This is a genomic window from Actinoplanes sp. CA-030573, from assembly GCF_050951115.1.
Lineage (GTDB): Bacteria > Actinomycetota > Actinomycetes > Mycobacteriales > Micromonosporaceae > Actinoplanes.
In genome coordinates this window covers 6,962,379-6,975,797 of record NZ_CP192038.1, presented here as the reverse complement: position 1 = coordinate 6,975,797, position 13,419 = coordinate 6,962,379, and the positions used below count along the sequence as shown (strand labels likewise).

Below are 13,419 nucleotides of genomic sequence, written 5' to 3'. Positions count from 1 at the left end.
GCCGGAGCCGCGGAAGGTCACTCGATGGTCACCCGGGAGCCCGGCCGGATCTGCTGAAAGCAGTAGTAGAGCGCGATCAGGAAGTGGGCCACCAGGCACAGGGGAGCGCTGATCAAAGCGACGACGAGCGTCCCGACGTACAGGATGATGCCGACCGCGCTGAAACGGATGATGGATTTGCGGGCGGCCACCGGGTCGACGTGTTCGGACAGCAATGCCGGTTGCCGCGCCAGGTGCGAGTAGAGCGCGGCGAACGCGAGCGACATCGCGAGCATCACCCCGGAGTAGACCAGCGCGGCGGTCCGCGCGTCACGACCGCCGGCGAGCAGGTACTCCGACATCAGCGCGGTGGTGAACGGGATGGCCACGACCGACATCAGCAGCAGGAGGTTGAGGAACAGCGCGAGCCGATCCACCTTGCTGACCAGGTCGAACACGCCGTGATGGTTGACCCAGATGATTCCGATGATCAAAAAGCTGGTGACGTACGCGGCGTAGGCCGGCCATCGTTCGGAAAGTGCGGCCGCCAGAGGTTCGTCGAGCGTCTCCCGGACCGGGACCCGGAGGTCGAGTACGAGCAGCGTGATCGCGATGGCGAGCACGCCGTCGCTGAAGGCCTCGGTTCTGCCGGTGTCGCTCACCGTGCCATTATCGACAGTCGCCGGCCGGCCTCGCTCGGATCGATACTTGACCGGTGATACGGGAGAACTTCCGGGAGTACCTGGAGCAGCTGCTTCGGGAGGGCTACAGCGTGCGGCACGACGAGCACCTGTCCGATCCCGACCTGATCGATCCCGGCGGCAACCCGGTGGAGACCTGGCGCGAGGACTACCCGTACGACGAGCGGATGGACCGTGACCTGTACGAGCAGGAGAAGTATCAGCTGCAGATCGAGCTGCTGAAGTTCCAGAACTGCGCGCAGGAGACCGGCACCAAGCACGTGATCCTGTTCGAGGGTCGCGACGCCGCCGGCAAGGGCGGCACGATCAAGCGGTTCATGGAGCACCTCAACCCGCGTGCCGCCCGGGTGGTCGCGCTGACCAAGCCCACCGAGACCGAGCTCGGCCAGTGGTACTTCCACCGGTACGTCGCCCAGCTCCCCACGGCGGGGGAGATCGTGCTGTTCGACCGCTCCTGGTACAACCGGGCCGGAGTGGAGCGGGTGATGGGCTTCGTCGACGACCATGATTACGAGCTGTTCCTCCGGCAGGCCCCGCTGTTCGAGCGGATGCTCGTCGAGAGCGGCTTCTCGCTGACCAAGCTGTGGTTCTCGGTCACGCAGTCGGAGCAGCGCACCCGGTTCGCGATCCGTCAGATCGACCCGGTGCGCCGCTGGAAGCTCTCGCCGATGGACCTCGAGTCGCTCGACCGCTGGGACGACTACACCGCCGCCAAGGAGACGATGATCGAGCACACGGACACCGACTACGCCCCGTGGACGTCGATCAAGAGCAACGACAAGAAGCGTGCGCGCATCAACGCGATGCGGTTCTTCCTCAACCAGTTCGAGTACGAGGACAAGGACCCGGCCGTGGTCTACCCCGCCGACCCGCTGCTCGTCCAGCGCGGCCGAGACGCGATCAAGGACTGACGGCGCTCGTGTCCGCGCGTCTCCTTCGCCGGCCCGGTGCCGAAGGTTCCGGCGGTCAGCTCCGGGCCGGGGTGGGCTCGCGGCCGGGCCGGCGGGCGGTGACTTCCTGCAGCGTCCAGCCGTTGCCGTCCGGGTCCTGGAAGGAGGCGTACGAGTTGTAGCTGGCTCGGTCCGGATCGGGGCCGGGGACGCGGGCGGCGGGCAGGAACGGGCTGCCCGGGCCGTGGTAGACGTCGGTGATGTCCACGCCGCGTTTGGCGATCTCGTCGCGGGTGGCGACGATGTCGTCGGTCACCAGCTCCAAGTGGTGCATCGAACCCGGCGTACCCTGCGGAATGCCGGCGCCGAAGGCGATCGAGACGTGGCCTTCGCCGGTCGGGGTGATCTGCACGACGCGGAAGTCGCCGCTCTTGATGTCGGCGTCGACGCGCCAGCCGAGCCGGTCGCGGTAGAACTCGAGTGCCTTCTCCACGTCGGAGACCGGGATGCTGACCACCTCGAGGTTGACGAACATGGGTATCGCTCCTTCCGCGTACGTTCCGTGCTGCCGGATACCGATGAGGACAGCGTGGCCCTGGCCGGCGGGAGCTCGCGCCCGTCGTTACCACGGGTCCGCCGGGCGGACACGCCAGATCAGCGGCGGGCGTCGTCGATGAGACGCCGGTGCAGCTCGGTGGTGAGCCGGTGGATCTCGCGGGTCAGCTCGGTGTTGGTCTTGAGCTCCAGCTCCTGCTCGTTGAAGTCGTGGTCGGCCTTGGCCTGCTGGAACGAGGCCTGCCGGTTCTGTCCGATCATCACGAAGGTGGACAGGAAGATCGCTTCGAGCGAGACGATCAGGGTCAGCATCGGCCACGGGTCCTTCTCGATGAACAGCATCCAGATCGCGAACAGTGCAATGTGGATGTAGACGAACGGCATCGAGCCGGCGTACGAGGTGATCGCGTCGGCGATCCGCAGTTGCAGGTGGTTGGCCCGCTGCGCCTCCTGCGCGAGCACGGTCGGGTGGTGCGTCGCGAGCTTCATGTGCTCAAGGCTGCTCCGCACTCGCCGCGGTTCGCGCCCGTCGATCCCCCTGGATCGCGAACTGGCTGTACGCCGCGGCCCAGAGCGTATGGCGGTTGCCGTGGGCGGGATACCTCTCGAGCATGCGATCGATGACTTCCCGCGGCGTACCGGAAACCGCTTTGGCCTCTTCGAAGTCCTCGAGGTAGCGGCGCGACTGGTCGAGCACCCGCCGGGCGTCGTCGTCGGGTGCGTCCGGATCTTTGTGGCCGGTGACGACGGTGGCGGCCCCGAAGGCGGCGATCGCGTCCAGCGAGGCGAGCCAGGCTTTGCGCGACTCGCGCCGATGACCCGCAACTGCACGGGGCTGCCCTCGATGTCGAGGTCGGTGGCGCCGGCCCGGACCGGTACCGGTGGCGACGCCGGAAGCTGCCCGGGGAACAGCGCATTCCACCGGGCCATCGCCTCGGGTGTGGTCTGGCCGCGGGCCTCGTCCACCACCTGCTGGTCGCAGGCGATCAGCCGGCATCCGGGGTACGCCTCCAGCAGTGGGCCGGCGCCGAAGAAGTGGTCGAATGCCCGTGCGTGACGACGATCGCCCGGAGGCTCTTGCCGGACTCGCGCACCCACGTGACCAGCCGGTCGCCCTCGCCGGTCGTGGTCAGCGCGTCGATGAGGATCGCGTCGGGTGCCGGCCTGGACCCAGGAAAAGCCCTGGTCCCGGTACGGGTGTGGAGCGACCGGTGAGGCCGGTGCTCCGACCGGGGGCAGCACGGGTGCCATCGGCCGGGGTGGGCGGCACGCTGACGACATGTCGGACTCGCCTCTGCTGGGGCAGACCGTGGTGGTCATCGGCGGCTGCGCGCCCGCCGTACGGGAGATCGCTCGTCGAGCCAAGCAGGCGGGAGCGCAATTGGTGATCACCGATCGGCGTGCCGGTCCGCTCGAGGACCTGGCCGACGAGATCGGGGTGGAGGCGACCGACTGCTTCGACGAAGAAGACGCCGACGCGCTCGAGGCGTTTCTCGGTAGTCTGCCCGGCCACGTCGATCACGTCGTGCTCGGCGGCGGCGAGCCGGGCTGCATCGTCCGTTATGCCCGACGGGAGATGCGCGATGGCGGGTCGTTGGTGCTCGTCACGACCACCTTGCCCGCAGTCGTCGGGCAACTCGCCGCCGAGGTGGCGCCGGTCCGGGTCAATGTGATCACCGATGGCCCGGCGCAGGCCGTCGCGTCGACGGCGGTGGCTTTGATGATCGATCCCTCGCGGACCGGGGTGGTGGTCAGTCCGGGAACGCCGTGTGCAGGTAGCGGCGTGAGCTGACGCCGAGCTTCGTGTAGACCTTCCGCAGGTGCCATTCCACGGTTCGGCTGCTGATGAACAGCTGCGCGCCGATCTCGGAGTTCGTCCGTCCCCGGGCGGCCAGCCGGGCGATCTGCTCTTCCTGGGCGGTCAGCTCGGTCGGCTCCTCGAAGCCACGTCTGCGCACGGTGGCCCCGGTGGCCGACAGCTCGTGCCGCGCCCGCTCGGCGAAGGCGGCCATCTCCATCGCGGTGAACAGCTCGTAGGCGGTCGCGAGCTCGCGGCGCGCGTCGACCCGGCGGCTCGCCCGGCGCAGCCATTCGCCGTAGAGCAGGTGGGCGCGCGCCAGGTCGCTGCGGATCCGGGTACGGGCGAGGTGGTCGATGGCGGCCTGATACCGGCCCTCCGCCTCGTCGCCGTCGCCGACCAGCGCGCGGCAACGTGCCTCCACGCCGAGCGCCCAGTCCGTTCCGCACGCCCGGGTCTTCTCGGCCAGCCGATCCAGGCTCGAGGTGGCCAGTTCCCGGTCGCCGGCCCGGGACGCCGCCTCGATCAGCTCGGGAAGCGCCCAGTTCTCGGCGACGACCTCCCGGTGGTCACCGGCGTCGCGGGCGGCGGCGACCGCCTCCTGATAGCGTCCGTTGCTGTTGGCCAGCACGGCGTCGGTGTAGGCGCAGATGGCCACGCCGATGCCCTCGCCGCGGGCGGTCGCCTCCTGCCGGGTGCTGCCGATCAGCCGAGCGGCATGACCGGCGCGGCCCTGCCAGGCGGCGAGAATCAGCGCGCCGTACGGTGCGGCCGCGATGCCGGTCATCTCCTCCACCGACCGGGTCTCGGCGACGGCCGCCGCGGCGGTGGCCAGCTCGCCGCAGAACACCAGCACCGGAATGCGGGAGCTGAGGGCCAGGGCCACCTCGCTGAGCGCTCCGGTCCGGCGGGCGATCTCGACATGGTCGCGGGACAGGACGTACGCGCTCTCGTCGTCCCAGATCTCGATCGCCACGACGCAGCCCTGCCACAACCGCCGCAGCTGGTCCGGCGGCGGGGTCCAGCCGGTGGCCATCCGCCGCACGGCGGCGCGGCACGCGGGCGCGGCGGTGACGTAGTCGTCGGCCAGCGCGATCAAACCGGTGAGCAGCAGGTCGGCCGGTGTGGGCTCGGCGCCGGCCCGGCCGGCGGCGGCTCGGGCGGCGTCGGCGATCTCGGTCATCCCGACGTCCCGGTTCAGCCGCGCGCCGAACAACGCCGCGGTGAACGCGTCCAGGTAGGTCTCGCGGGCCAGCCCCACGTCGAGCGGTTGGAGGCGCCGCGCGGCCGCCAGCAGCAGCGGCGGCGCCTCCGTGCCCCGGCTGGAGGCGAAGGCGACCTGAGCCCGCAGCAGGTCGACCTGCGCGCGCTGGAGGTCGTCGGCGACGCCGTCGGTGGCCAGCGTGAGCATCCGCCGCGCGGTTTCGAACTCGCCCGCCTGCACGTTGGCGAATGCCGCGGCGAGTGCGCGCCGGCCGCGCCTCGCCGCGTCGGGCGTCAGCTCGGTCGCCCGCGACAGGAACGCGCCGGCGGCGGCGAACCCGCCCCGGGACTGGGCCCGGCCGGCCGAGCGTTCCAGCTCGGCGGCGACGTCCTCGTTGGCCGCCTTGGTGGCCCGGGAACGGTGCCACGCCCGGCGGTCCGGGTCGGCGCCCGCGTCCGTCGCCTCGGCCAGCGCGCGATGCACCCGCTGACGCTGATCGGGTACGGCCGACCGGTAGGTCGCCGATCGAACCAGCGGATGGGCGAACTCCACCCGGGCCGACAGCCGGAGCAGACCGGCGGCGATCGCCGGGGTCGCCGCGGCCGGGTCGATGCGCAGCGTGCTCGCGGCCGCCGTGAGCAGGCGCGGGTCGCCGAGCGGCTCGGCCGCCGCGATCAGCAGGAACTGCTGCGTATCGGTCGGCAGCGTGGCCAGCCGCTGGGCGTAGCTCTGCTCGATCCGGCTGGCCACCGGCTGGCTGTCGGGCAGGCCGTAGCCGCCCGCGAGCTCGTGGCCGGTCCAGGTGCGCGGCAGTTCCAGCAGGGCCAGCGGGTTGCCGTGGCTCTCGGCGACGATCTGATCGACCACGTCGGGGTCGAGCGGCCCGGCGACGTTGGTCAGCAGCAGGGCGCGGGCGTCCTCGGCCTCCAGTCCGCCGACCGTCAAGGCGGCCGCGCCGGCGAGGATCGCGTCGCCGCTCCCGGTCCGGGCCGCGCACAGCAGGGCGATCGGCTCGGCCAGCAGGCGGCGCGCCACGAAGCCCAGCACCTGCGCCGACGCCTGGTCGAGCCAGTGGGCGTCGTCGACGACGCAGGCCAGCGGCTGATCCTTGGCGACCTCGTCGAGCAGGGTCAGGGTGGCCAGCGCGACCAGGAAGCGGTCGGGTGGCGGTCCCGGGCTGAGGCCGAACACCACCGTCAGCGCGTCACGCTGTGGCCGGGGCAGCCGGTCCAAATGATCGAGCACCGGCGAGCACAGCTGGTGCAGGCCGCTGTAGGCCAGCTCCATCTCCGACTCGACGCCGGTCGCCGTCAGCCGGTGCCATTCGCCGAGCAGCCCGGAGGCGTACTCCAGCAGCGCCGTCTTGCCGGAGCCGGGGTCGCCTCGCAGCACCAGGACCTGGCTCCGGCCCTCGCGGGCGTCGGCCAGCACCTGGCGCAGCAGCTCACACTCCCGGTGACGGCCGCGGAGGGCCGGCTCCGGCATCGCACGGGTCATGGCCGCCCATCCGCCCGGATCGATCGCTGCACGGTTGCAGACACGCGCCGCCGAGCTTCGCATGCCGGCAACCGGCAACGCATCACCCGGTCCGGACGATGAGCATGTCCCTAGACGTGCGCGGCGCGGGCGGCCGCGACGATCAGCGCGGCGACCTTGTCGGGGTGCGAGGCGGGTGAGGCGTGGCTGGACCGCACCTCGATGGTGGTCGAGTGGGCGCGGGCGGCCATGAAGCGCTCCAGGTCCGGGTTGATCATCCGGTCCTCGGTCGAGACGAGCGCCCACGACGGCAGTGTCCGCCAGGCCGCCGGGCCGGCCAGGTCGCCGAAGCAGCGGGCGGCGATCGGCTTCTGCGTCGCGGCCAGGACCCCGGCGTCGGCGACCGGGATGTCCTGGGCGAAGTTGGTCGGAATGGCCGCCGGGTCGAACCACAGATTGCCGAGCGAGTCGGGCTGTGCGTGGGCCAGGCCGGGAGGCGCGGGGAACCCGGCGTTGAGGCCGCCCAGCGTCTCGCCCTCGTCGGGGGCGAACGCCGAGGCGTACACCAGACCGACGACGTCGGCGGCCCCGGCAGCGGCCTCGGAGATCACCGCACCACCGTAGGAGTGCCCCGCCATCACGGTCGGGCCGTGCACCCGTTCGGCCAGCACGTGCCGGGTCCACGCCACATCGTCGGGCAGCGACGTCAAGGGCAGCTGCACCGCGACCACGGTGTATCCGTGGCGTTGCAGGATGGCGATGACCGCGTTCCAGCTCGAGCCGTCGACCCAGGCCCCGTGCACCAGCAGGACGGTGGCCTTGCGGTGGCCGGTGGCGTGGGCTGCCGGCGCCAGACCGGATGTCGTCACCACGGCCGCGCCGGCCAGCGCGGCGGTGCCCCTCAACACGGTTCGTCGTGTCGACATACCTGTCGTTCCCCCTCTGCTCCCGTTTTTGTGGTCAGTCGGCTCGACCGGGCGCGAAGAAGCCGGTCAGCAGCTCGTTGACGCGATCGGCCTGGTCGTGATGAACCCAGTGGGAGGCGTCCGGCAACCGCTCGACCCGCTCGAGGCCCGGAACGTCGTCGCGGTCGGGCTCGGCCAGCTCCGGCCCGAGATAGGCGTCGCGTTGCCCCCAGATGACCAGCGTCGGGGCCTTGATGGGCTGGATCGCGGCTTCGGACTTCTTGGCCGGTGTCCGCACCGAGGACCGGTAGTAGTTGATCATCCCGGTGGCGGCGCCGGGCTGTGACCAGGCCTCGATGTAGTGGTCCATCTCGTCCGCCGTGAACGCCGGATCGGCGTCGTGCAGGAAGTGCCGGAAGAAGTGCCAGTTGTTGGCGTGGACGACCGCGTCCGGCAGGTCCGGCAGCGCGAAGAAGAAGAAATACCACGACTTCCGGAGCTGGCCCGGATGGTGCAGTCCCTCCGACAGCTTCCGCGGGTGGGCCGCGTTGAGGATGGCCAGCCGGTCGACCACCTCGGGGTGCGCCATCGCCGTCGCCCAGGCCACGCTCCCGCCCCAGTCGTGCCCGGCGAGCAGCGCGGATTGAGCGCCCAACCGGTGAATGAGGTCGCGGATGTCGCCGGTCAGCTTGTCGGTGTCGTAGCTGTCGACACCCTCGGGCCGCGACGACAGGTTGTAGCCCCGCATGTCGGGCGCGACGACCCGGAATCCGGCGTCGGCCAGCGCTTTGATCTGCAGCCGCCAGCCGAACCAGAACTCGGGAAAACCGTGCAGCAGGACGATCAGGGGCCCGTCACCCGCCTCGACGTAGTGCAATCGCACCTCGCCGAGGTCGGCGTAGTCTTCCCGGACTCCGCCGAGCCATTGTCCTTGCTCGCGGTGCCGGGCGGTCTGCTGATCGTCGGTGCTCATCGGTGCGCCAGCTCATCCGCGTGGACCTGCGCGTCGATGGCGTCCAGAATGGCCAGCTCGGCGTTGTCCACAGCCCACACGGCGAGGTCCAGCGCATCAGCCGCATCAGCCTCTGCCATCTGCGCGTCGCGGGCCGCGACCTTGGCATCGTGTTGCCGTGACCGTTCCTGGATCTTGGCCCGCATGTCGTCGACCCGGGCCGCGGCATCGTCCCGCAGTTCCGCCCACTTCGAGCGGGCATCGTCGGTGACCTGCTTCTGAGCCTTCTGTACGGCCTGGGCGATGTCGACCTGGGTCTGGTCGATGCGCTTCCCGATCTGGTCACGGGACTCGCCGACGGCAGTCTCGGTCGCCGCCCTGGCCGCCGCGACACGCTGCTGAAGCGCGTCGAGTCGCTCCGAGAAGTCCATCATCGCTCCCTCGATCTCGTCGATAGGGCTGGGTCGGTGCTGCTTCGAGCCTCTTCCGGCCGCTTGCCCGCCGCGCCCGTGGTTGCCCTAGCTGGTGCACTGGTCGGTACGGACGGCGGGCGCCCGATGGCCGGTTCCCGTCGAGCCGCCACCGCCGGCGGTCATTGCCCGGAGGCCGACGCCGAGTAAAGTCGGCTGCGCAGAGGGTCACGAACGCTGAGGTGCGCCATCCTGCCGGTCCGGATGGCGGCCGGCTGGTAGCAGGTCAGGAGGCGATCCCGTGGCCGGCCCGACCAACGCGCGGCCCGAGGGGACCGCGCGGCCCGAGTGGACACCGCCGCTGCCGACGGCGGCCGATCTCGTACGCCAGCTCCGGGATGTCATCGCCGATCTGCCGCGGTTCGTCGCGTCGCCCCTGCGCCGGCGGCGGCACCGCACCTGGGGTGCCACGCCGGCCGAGGTCGGCGCGCCGATGCCCGGCGACGATCTGCAACCACGCGCTCAGTACCGCAGCACGCGAGCCATCACCGTCGCCGCCACGCCCGCGCAGATCTGGCCGTGGTTGATCCAGGTCGGCGTCGGCCGTGCCGGCTGGTATGCCGACGACCTGCTGGACAACTTCGCCCGGCCCAGTGCCTGGCGGATCATCCCCGAGTTGCAGCACCACGAGCCCGGTCAGTGGCTGGGGTACGGCCCGAAACCATCGGAGCGGTTGTCGTTCGTGGTCGACAGCTTCGACGAACCGCACTGGCTTCTCTGGCGGGGCCGGGTCCGCAGCTGGGCCTGGCGGCTGGTGCCGCTGGCCGGCGGACGGACCCGGCTGATCTCCCGATTGAACACGTTCTACAACTGGCGGCGTCCCGGGACGCTGGTCACGGTGGCGCTGATGGAGTTCGGCGACTACGCGATGATGCGGCGCATGCTCCTCGGCATCAGGAACCGGGCAGAGGGACGCGGTCCGTGACCTAGGAGGTCCGGGCGTTCCGGATCGCCCACTCCAGGGCGTAGTCGGCCACCTGCTCCCAGCCCGGCTCGACACCGGTGAAGTGCGAGCGTTCCGGGAACTCGTAGAAGTCGGTGAGCGCCTCGGAGTCGCGGTACTTCTTGGCGTTCGAGCGGATCACCGCCGGTGGCATCAGGTGGTCCTTGCCGCCCGCGATGAACAGCAGCGGGGCTCGATCGTCGAGGTCGTAGTCGACCCAGGTCTCCTGGTGGCCGGGCTTCCAGTTGGCGATCAGACCGTACGCCCAGACCCAGCTGCCCGGCGCGGGGATGTGCAGCCGGTCGTAGGCCGCATCGGACTCCTCCCGGCTGACCGTGTTGGCGAAGGCGTAGTGGAACTGCTCCTTGGTGAAGCCGACGGCGCGGTGCCGGTTGGCCGGGTTCTTCAGGACGGGGAACAGGGACCTGATCTGGGACGGCGGGTTCACCCGTACGCCCTCCGGCGGCGCGCTGTCGATGGTCACCGCGGCCGCCCCCAGCCCGCGGTTGACCAGGAGCTGGGTGAAGGTGCCGCCGAACGAGTGACCCATGATGATCGGCGGACGGTCGAGGCCCTCGACCACCTCGGTGAGGTGCTCGAGGGTGTCCGGAACGGTGGCCTCGGCGATGATCTCGGGCTTCTCCCGCAGGGCCTCGACCTCGACTTCGAAACCCGGGTAGGTCGGCACGACGACCTGGTGGCCCTTGGACCGGTAGTGCTCCACCCAGCGGTCCCAGCTGCGGGCGGTCATCCAGAGACCGTGGATCAGCACGATCGGCGGGGCGTCGGTTCTCGGCTGGCTCATGATGGTCCTCCGTTCCGGTCGTTGTCAGGTGGTGCCGTCCCGCCGGTCCCGGCGGTCATCGGCGAAGCCAGTCGTCCAAGGTGATCCGGCCGAACTCGGCGCCCGGGCCGGGAAGCAACGTGCGTTCGCCGATCCGCGCTCCGGAGTAGCGGGCCCGCGCATCGGCGACGACCTCGCGCGGGTCGCTCTCGGTCGCGAGGATCTTGCGCACCAGGTCGTCGAGCCGGAATTGCTCGGGGCCGCCGATCTCGCGGAGCCCGTTCAGCGGGTCACCGGCCGCGACGCGGGCGACCGCGGCCGCGACGTCGTCGGCGGCCATCGGCTGGATCAGCGCCGGCGGTACCCGAACCGTGCCGTCGACCATGCTGAGATCGGCGATGGCCTTGATGAACTCGAAGAACTGGGTGGCGTGCACGATCGAGTACGGCCGGCCCGATTCGCGGACGAGCCTCTCCTGTACGTCCTTGGCGCGGAAGTAACCGGACTCGAGCAGCCGGTCGGTGCCGACCACCGACAGCGCCACGTAGTGCCCGACTCCCGCGTTGGCCGAGAACTTGAGCAGGTTGGCGGTCGAGGTCCGGGAGAACTCCATCACCGCGTCGTCGGCGAACGACGGCGAGTTCGATACGTCCACCACCACCGCGGCATCGTCGAGTACCTCGGCCAGGCCCTCACCGGTCAGGGTGTTCACTCCGGTGCTCGGGGCGGCCCGTACCGCCTCGTGACCGTGCTCGCCGAGCCGGGCGACGAGCCGCGATCCGATGAGCCCCGTTCCGCCGATCACAACGATCTTCACGGGCGTACCCCTCCCTGCTTGAAGGCTCAGGCCTGGCCACGAAGCGGCCGGAACGCCCTGCGCAGTTCGTCGGTGAACAGCTCGGGCTCCTCCCAAGCCGCGAAGTGACCACCCTGGCGGGGCTTGTTGTAGTACGTGAGCGTCGGGTAACCGATCTCGACCCAGCTGCGCGGCGCCTGGAAGATCTCGCCGGGAAAAGCGCTGAACGCGACCGGGACCGTCACCGGCGGTGGAGCCTGCCCGCCGCCGGCGAGGGCGGCGTGGAAGCTTTCCCAGTACGAGCGGGCGGCCGAGACACCGGTGCCGGTCAGCCAGTAGAGCGTGATGTTGTCGAGGACGTGCTCGCGGGTGAGGTTGCCCGATGGCGGCCCGCCACGGAACGCGCGAGAGATCTTGTAGTAGCTGTCGGTGTCGTGGTCGAGCATCCAGGACGCCATGGCCACGGGTGAGTCCAGCAGCGCGTAGCCGATGGTCTGCGGCCGGGTCTGCTGCTCGATGAAGTAGCCGTTGCCGGTCATGGCGAACTGAGCCTTCGCCGCGGCCGCGGCCTTCTCTTCGTCGGTGTCGGTCGGCAGGGTGGCGTTGCCGAGCGCGGTGATCAGCAAGTTCATGTGAATGCCGAGCAGCCCGGCCGGTGCCATGCGGCCCAGGTTGTCGGTGACCACCGCGCCGACGTCGCCGCCCTGCGCGACGTAGCGGGTGTAGCCCAGTCGCCGCATCAGCTCGACCCAGGCGCGGGCCGTGCGGTGGGTCTCCCAGCCGAGCTCGGTGGGGGCGCTGGAGAAGCCGTAGCCGGGAATGGACGGCAGCACCAGGTGGAAGGCGTCGGCGGCGGTGCCGCCGTGCGCGGTCGGGTCGGTGAGCGGGCCGACGGTCTCCAGCAGCTCGACGATCGAGCCCGGCCAGCCGTGCGTCATGATCAGCGGGAGGGCGCCGGCGTGCCTCGAGCGTACGTGGAGGAAGTGGACGTCGACGCCGTCGATCTCCGTCCGGAACTGCGGGAGCGCGTTCAGCTTCCGCTCGAACGCTCGCCAGTCGTACCGGGTGGTCCAGAAGTGGGCCAGCGCCTGCGCGGTCGCCAGTTGCACGCCCTGCTCCCGGTCGGTGACCAGTTCCGGAGAGGGCCAGCGTGTTCCGGTCACGCGGCGGCGCAACGCCGCGAGCTGCGCGGTCCGGATCGCGACGCGGAAGGGATGGATCGCCGCGGGATCGGTGGATCCGTCACGCAGACGCGGTGTGATCGCGGGCGGCGTTGCGATCGCCGGCGTGTCACCGAGCGCGCCCGTCGCGGCGAGGCTGACTCCCGCCGCGAGCCCGCCGTGCAGCAGCGTTCGTCGCGTCGGTCCTGATGCGGTTTGCCCGGAGGTTGGCGGCTGGTTCCCGGAGGAGCGCATGGGTCGTCCCCTTTCGCCGATCGGTCGAGCATGCTGTGGCATGGAGCCTGCGCGGCTCGCCCGGCCGTCGCGCCCGTATTCACCCTGGTCGGTTCCATGCCGCCGCCGGGTTGCCGCGCCGCTGGGGCGGCGGCAAGGTCAGCTGTCGGGGGATACCTGTCCAGGCGGCGGGGGCGTAGCGTGAGGGCCGGGCGGCGTTTGCTCCGGAGGAGGCCGCTATGCAGGCCGTTTCGATCGGCCCGGAAGTCGATGGCACTCTCACGATCAGTTTGCGTGGTGAAGTGGACTTCACCAACGCCGAAGGGGCGGCGGCGGTGATCCGCGGGGCGCTGGCGGAACGGCATCCCCGGGCCGTGTGCGTGGACGTCGCCGAAGTCAGCTTTCTCGATTCCTCGGGCATCGGCGTGCTGGTCAACGCCATGCAGGCGGCCGAGGACATCTCGGCCGGGTTCCGGGTCGAGAACCCCCGGTACAAGATCTTCGATCAGCTCCGGATGAGCGGGCTGCTGGATTCGTTCGGCCTCGCCGAAGCGCCGCCCGGCTGACGAGGC

General features: G+C 70.6%; 15 protein-coding genes. 4 read left to right on the top strand and 11 right to left on the bottom strand.

Going from position 1 to position 13,419, the window contains the following annotated elements; genetic code table 11:
- Positions 1 to 17 precede the first annotated feature (17 nt).
- Positions 18 to 641 (bottom strand): TMEM175 family protein, encoded by a 624-nt coding sequence (locus ACQP2F_RS32065; protein ID WP_433294030.1) that lies wholly within the window; start codon positions 639 to 641, stop codon positions 18 to 20.
- A gap of 53 nt (positions 642 to 694) precedes the next feature.
- On the opposite strand from ACQP2F_RS32065, the gene ppk2 reads away from it, so the two are divergent.
- A complete protein-coding gene (gene ppk2, locus ACQP2F_RS32060; RefSeq protein WP_433294028.1) occupies positions 695 to 1,591 on the top strand; it encodes a polyphosphate kinase 2 in 897 nt (298 codons plus the stop codon).
- A 55-nt stretch (positions 1,592 to 1,646) separates the two neighbouring features.
- On the opposite strand, the gene ACQP2F_RS32055 is transcribed toward ppk2, so the two are convergent.
- The 3 genes from ACQP2F_RS32055 to ACQP2F_RS32045 all read right to left on the bottom strand — a co-directional run bounded on the left by ACQP2F_RS32055 (position 1,647) and on the right by ACQP2F_RS32045 (position 3,047).
- Positions 1,647 to 2,105, bottom strand: a complete 459-nt coding sequence (locus ACQP2F_RS32055; protein ID WP_433294025.1) for a VOC family protein — start codon at positions 2,103 to 2,105, stop codon at positions 1,647 to 1,649.
- 119 nt (positions 2,106 to 2,224) lie between these two features.
- On the bottom strand, positions 2,225 to 2,614 hold the full coding sequence (locus ACQP2F_RS32050; RefSeq protein WP_433294023.1) for a DUF1003 domain-containing protein: 390 nt from the start codon (positions 2,612 to 2,614) through the stop codon (positions 2,225 to 2,227).
- A 4-nt stretch (positions 2,615 to 2,618) separates the two neighbouring features.
- Positions 2,619 to 3,047, bottom strand: a complete 429-nt coding sequence (locus ACQP2F_RS32045) for a hypothetical protein (RefSeq protein WP_433294021.1) — start codon at positions 3,045 to 3,047, stop codon at positions 2,619 to 2,621.
- 234 nt (positions 3,048 to 3,281) lie between these two features.
- On the opposite strand from ACQP2F_RS32045, the gene ACQP2F_RS32040 reads away from it, so the two are divergent.
- Complete coding sequence (locus tag ACQP2F_RS32040) at positions 3,282 to 3,917, top strand: hypothetical protein (protein ID WP_433294019.1); 636 nt, start codon at positions 3,282 to 3,284, stop codon at positions 3,915 to 3,917.
- On the opposite strand, the gene ACQP2F_RS32035 is transcribed toward ACQP2F_RS32040, so the two are convergent.
- The 4 genes from ACQP2F_RS32035 to ACQP2F_RS32020 form a co-directional block, all read right to left on the bottom strand.
- The gene (locus tag ACQP2F_RS32035) at positions 3,877 to 6,624 is read right to left on the bottom strand and encodes an ATP-binding protein (protein WP_433294017.1); all 2,748 of its coding nucleotides are present in this window, start codon (positions 6,622 to 6,624) and stop codon (positions 3,877 to 3,879) included. The two genes, ACQP2F_RS32040 and ACQP2F_RS32035, sit on opposite strands and share 41 nt — an antisense overlap.
- A gap of 110 nt (positions 6,625 to 6,734) precedes the next feature.
- Entirely contained in the window at positions 6,735 to 7,511 is a 777-nt protein-coding gene (locus ACQP2F_RS32030; protein WP_433294015.1) for an alpha/beta hydrolase, read from the bottom strand.
- A gap of 52 nt (positions 7,512 to 7,563) precedes the next feature.
- Complete coding sequence (locus ACQP2F_RS32025; RefSeq protein WP_433294013.1) at positions 7,564 to 8,481, bottom strand: alpha/beta fold hydrolase; 918 nt, start codon at positions 8,479 to 8,481, stop codon at positions 7,564 to 7,566.
- Positions 8,478 to 8,891, bottom strand: coding sequence for a hypothetical protein (locus tag ACQP2F_RS32020; RefSeq protein WP_433294011.1), 414 nt, complete (start codon positions 8,889 to 8,891; stop codon positions 8,478 to 8,480). Before ACQP2F_RS32020 ends, ACQP2F_RS32025 begins: the two co-directional genes overlap by 4 nt.
- Before the next feature lie 280 nt (positions 8,892 to 9,171).
- On the opposite strand from ACQP2F_RS32020, the gene ACQP2F_RS32015 reads away from it, so the two are divergent.
- A complete protein-coding gene (locus tag ACQP2F_RS32015) occupies positions 9,172 to 9,855 on the top strand; it encodes an SRPBCC family protein (protein WP_433294009.1) in 684 nt (227 codons plus the stop codon).
- A gap of 1 nt (position 9,856) precedes the next feature.
- Here the strand turns inward: ACQP2F_RS32015 and ACQP2F_RS32010 are convergent, their stop codons facing one another.
- From ACQP2F_RS32010 to ACQP2F_RS32000, 3 genes are read right to left on the bottom strand one after another with little or no spacing between them, the layout of a single operon-like run.
- On the bottom strand, positions 9,857 to 10,678 hold the full coding sequence (locus tag ACQP2F_RS32010; protein ID WP_433294007.1) for an alpha/beta hydrolase: 822 nt from the start codon (positions 10,676 to 10,678) through the stop codon (positions 9,857 to 9,859).
- 55 nt (positions 10,679 to 10,733) lie between these two features.
- On the bottom strand, positions 10,734 to 11,474 hold the full coding sequence (locus ACQP2F_RS32005) for an SDR family oxidoreductase (protein ID WP_433294005.1): 741 nt from the start codon (positions 11,472 to 11,474) through the stop codon (positions 10,734 to 10,736).
- A gap of 26 nt (positions 11,475 to 11,500) precedes the next feature.
- Entirely contained in the window at positions 11,501 to 12,868 is a 1,368-nt protein-coding gene (locus ACQP2F_RS32000; protein WP_433294003.1) for an epoxide hydrolase family protein, read from the bottom strand.
- A gap of 218 nt (positions 12,869 to 13,086) precedes the next feature.
- Between ACQP2F_RS32000 and ACQP2F_RS31995 the strand changes: the two genes are divergently transcribed.
- Positions 13,087 to 13,413: an STAS domain-containing protein gene (locus ACQP2F_RS31995; protein ID WP_433294001.1), complete on the top strand. Its 327-nt coding sequence runs from the start codon at positions 13,087 to 13,089 to the stop codon at positions 13,411 to 13,413.
- Positions 13,414 to 13,419 lie beyond the last annotated feature (6 nt).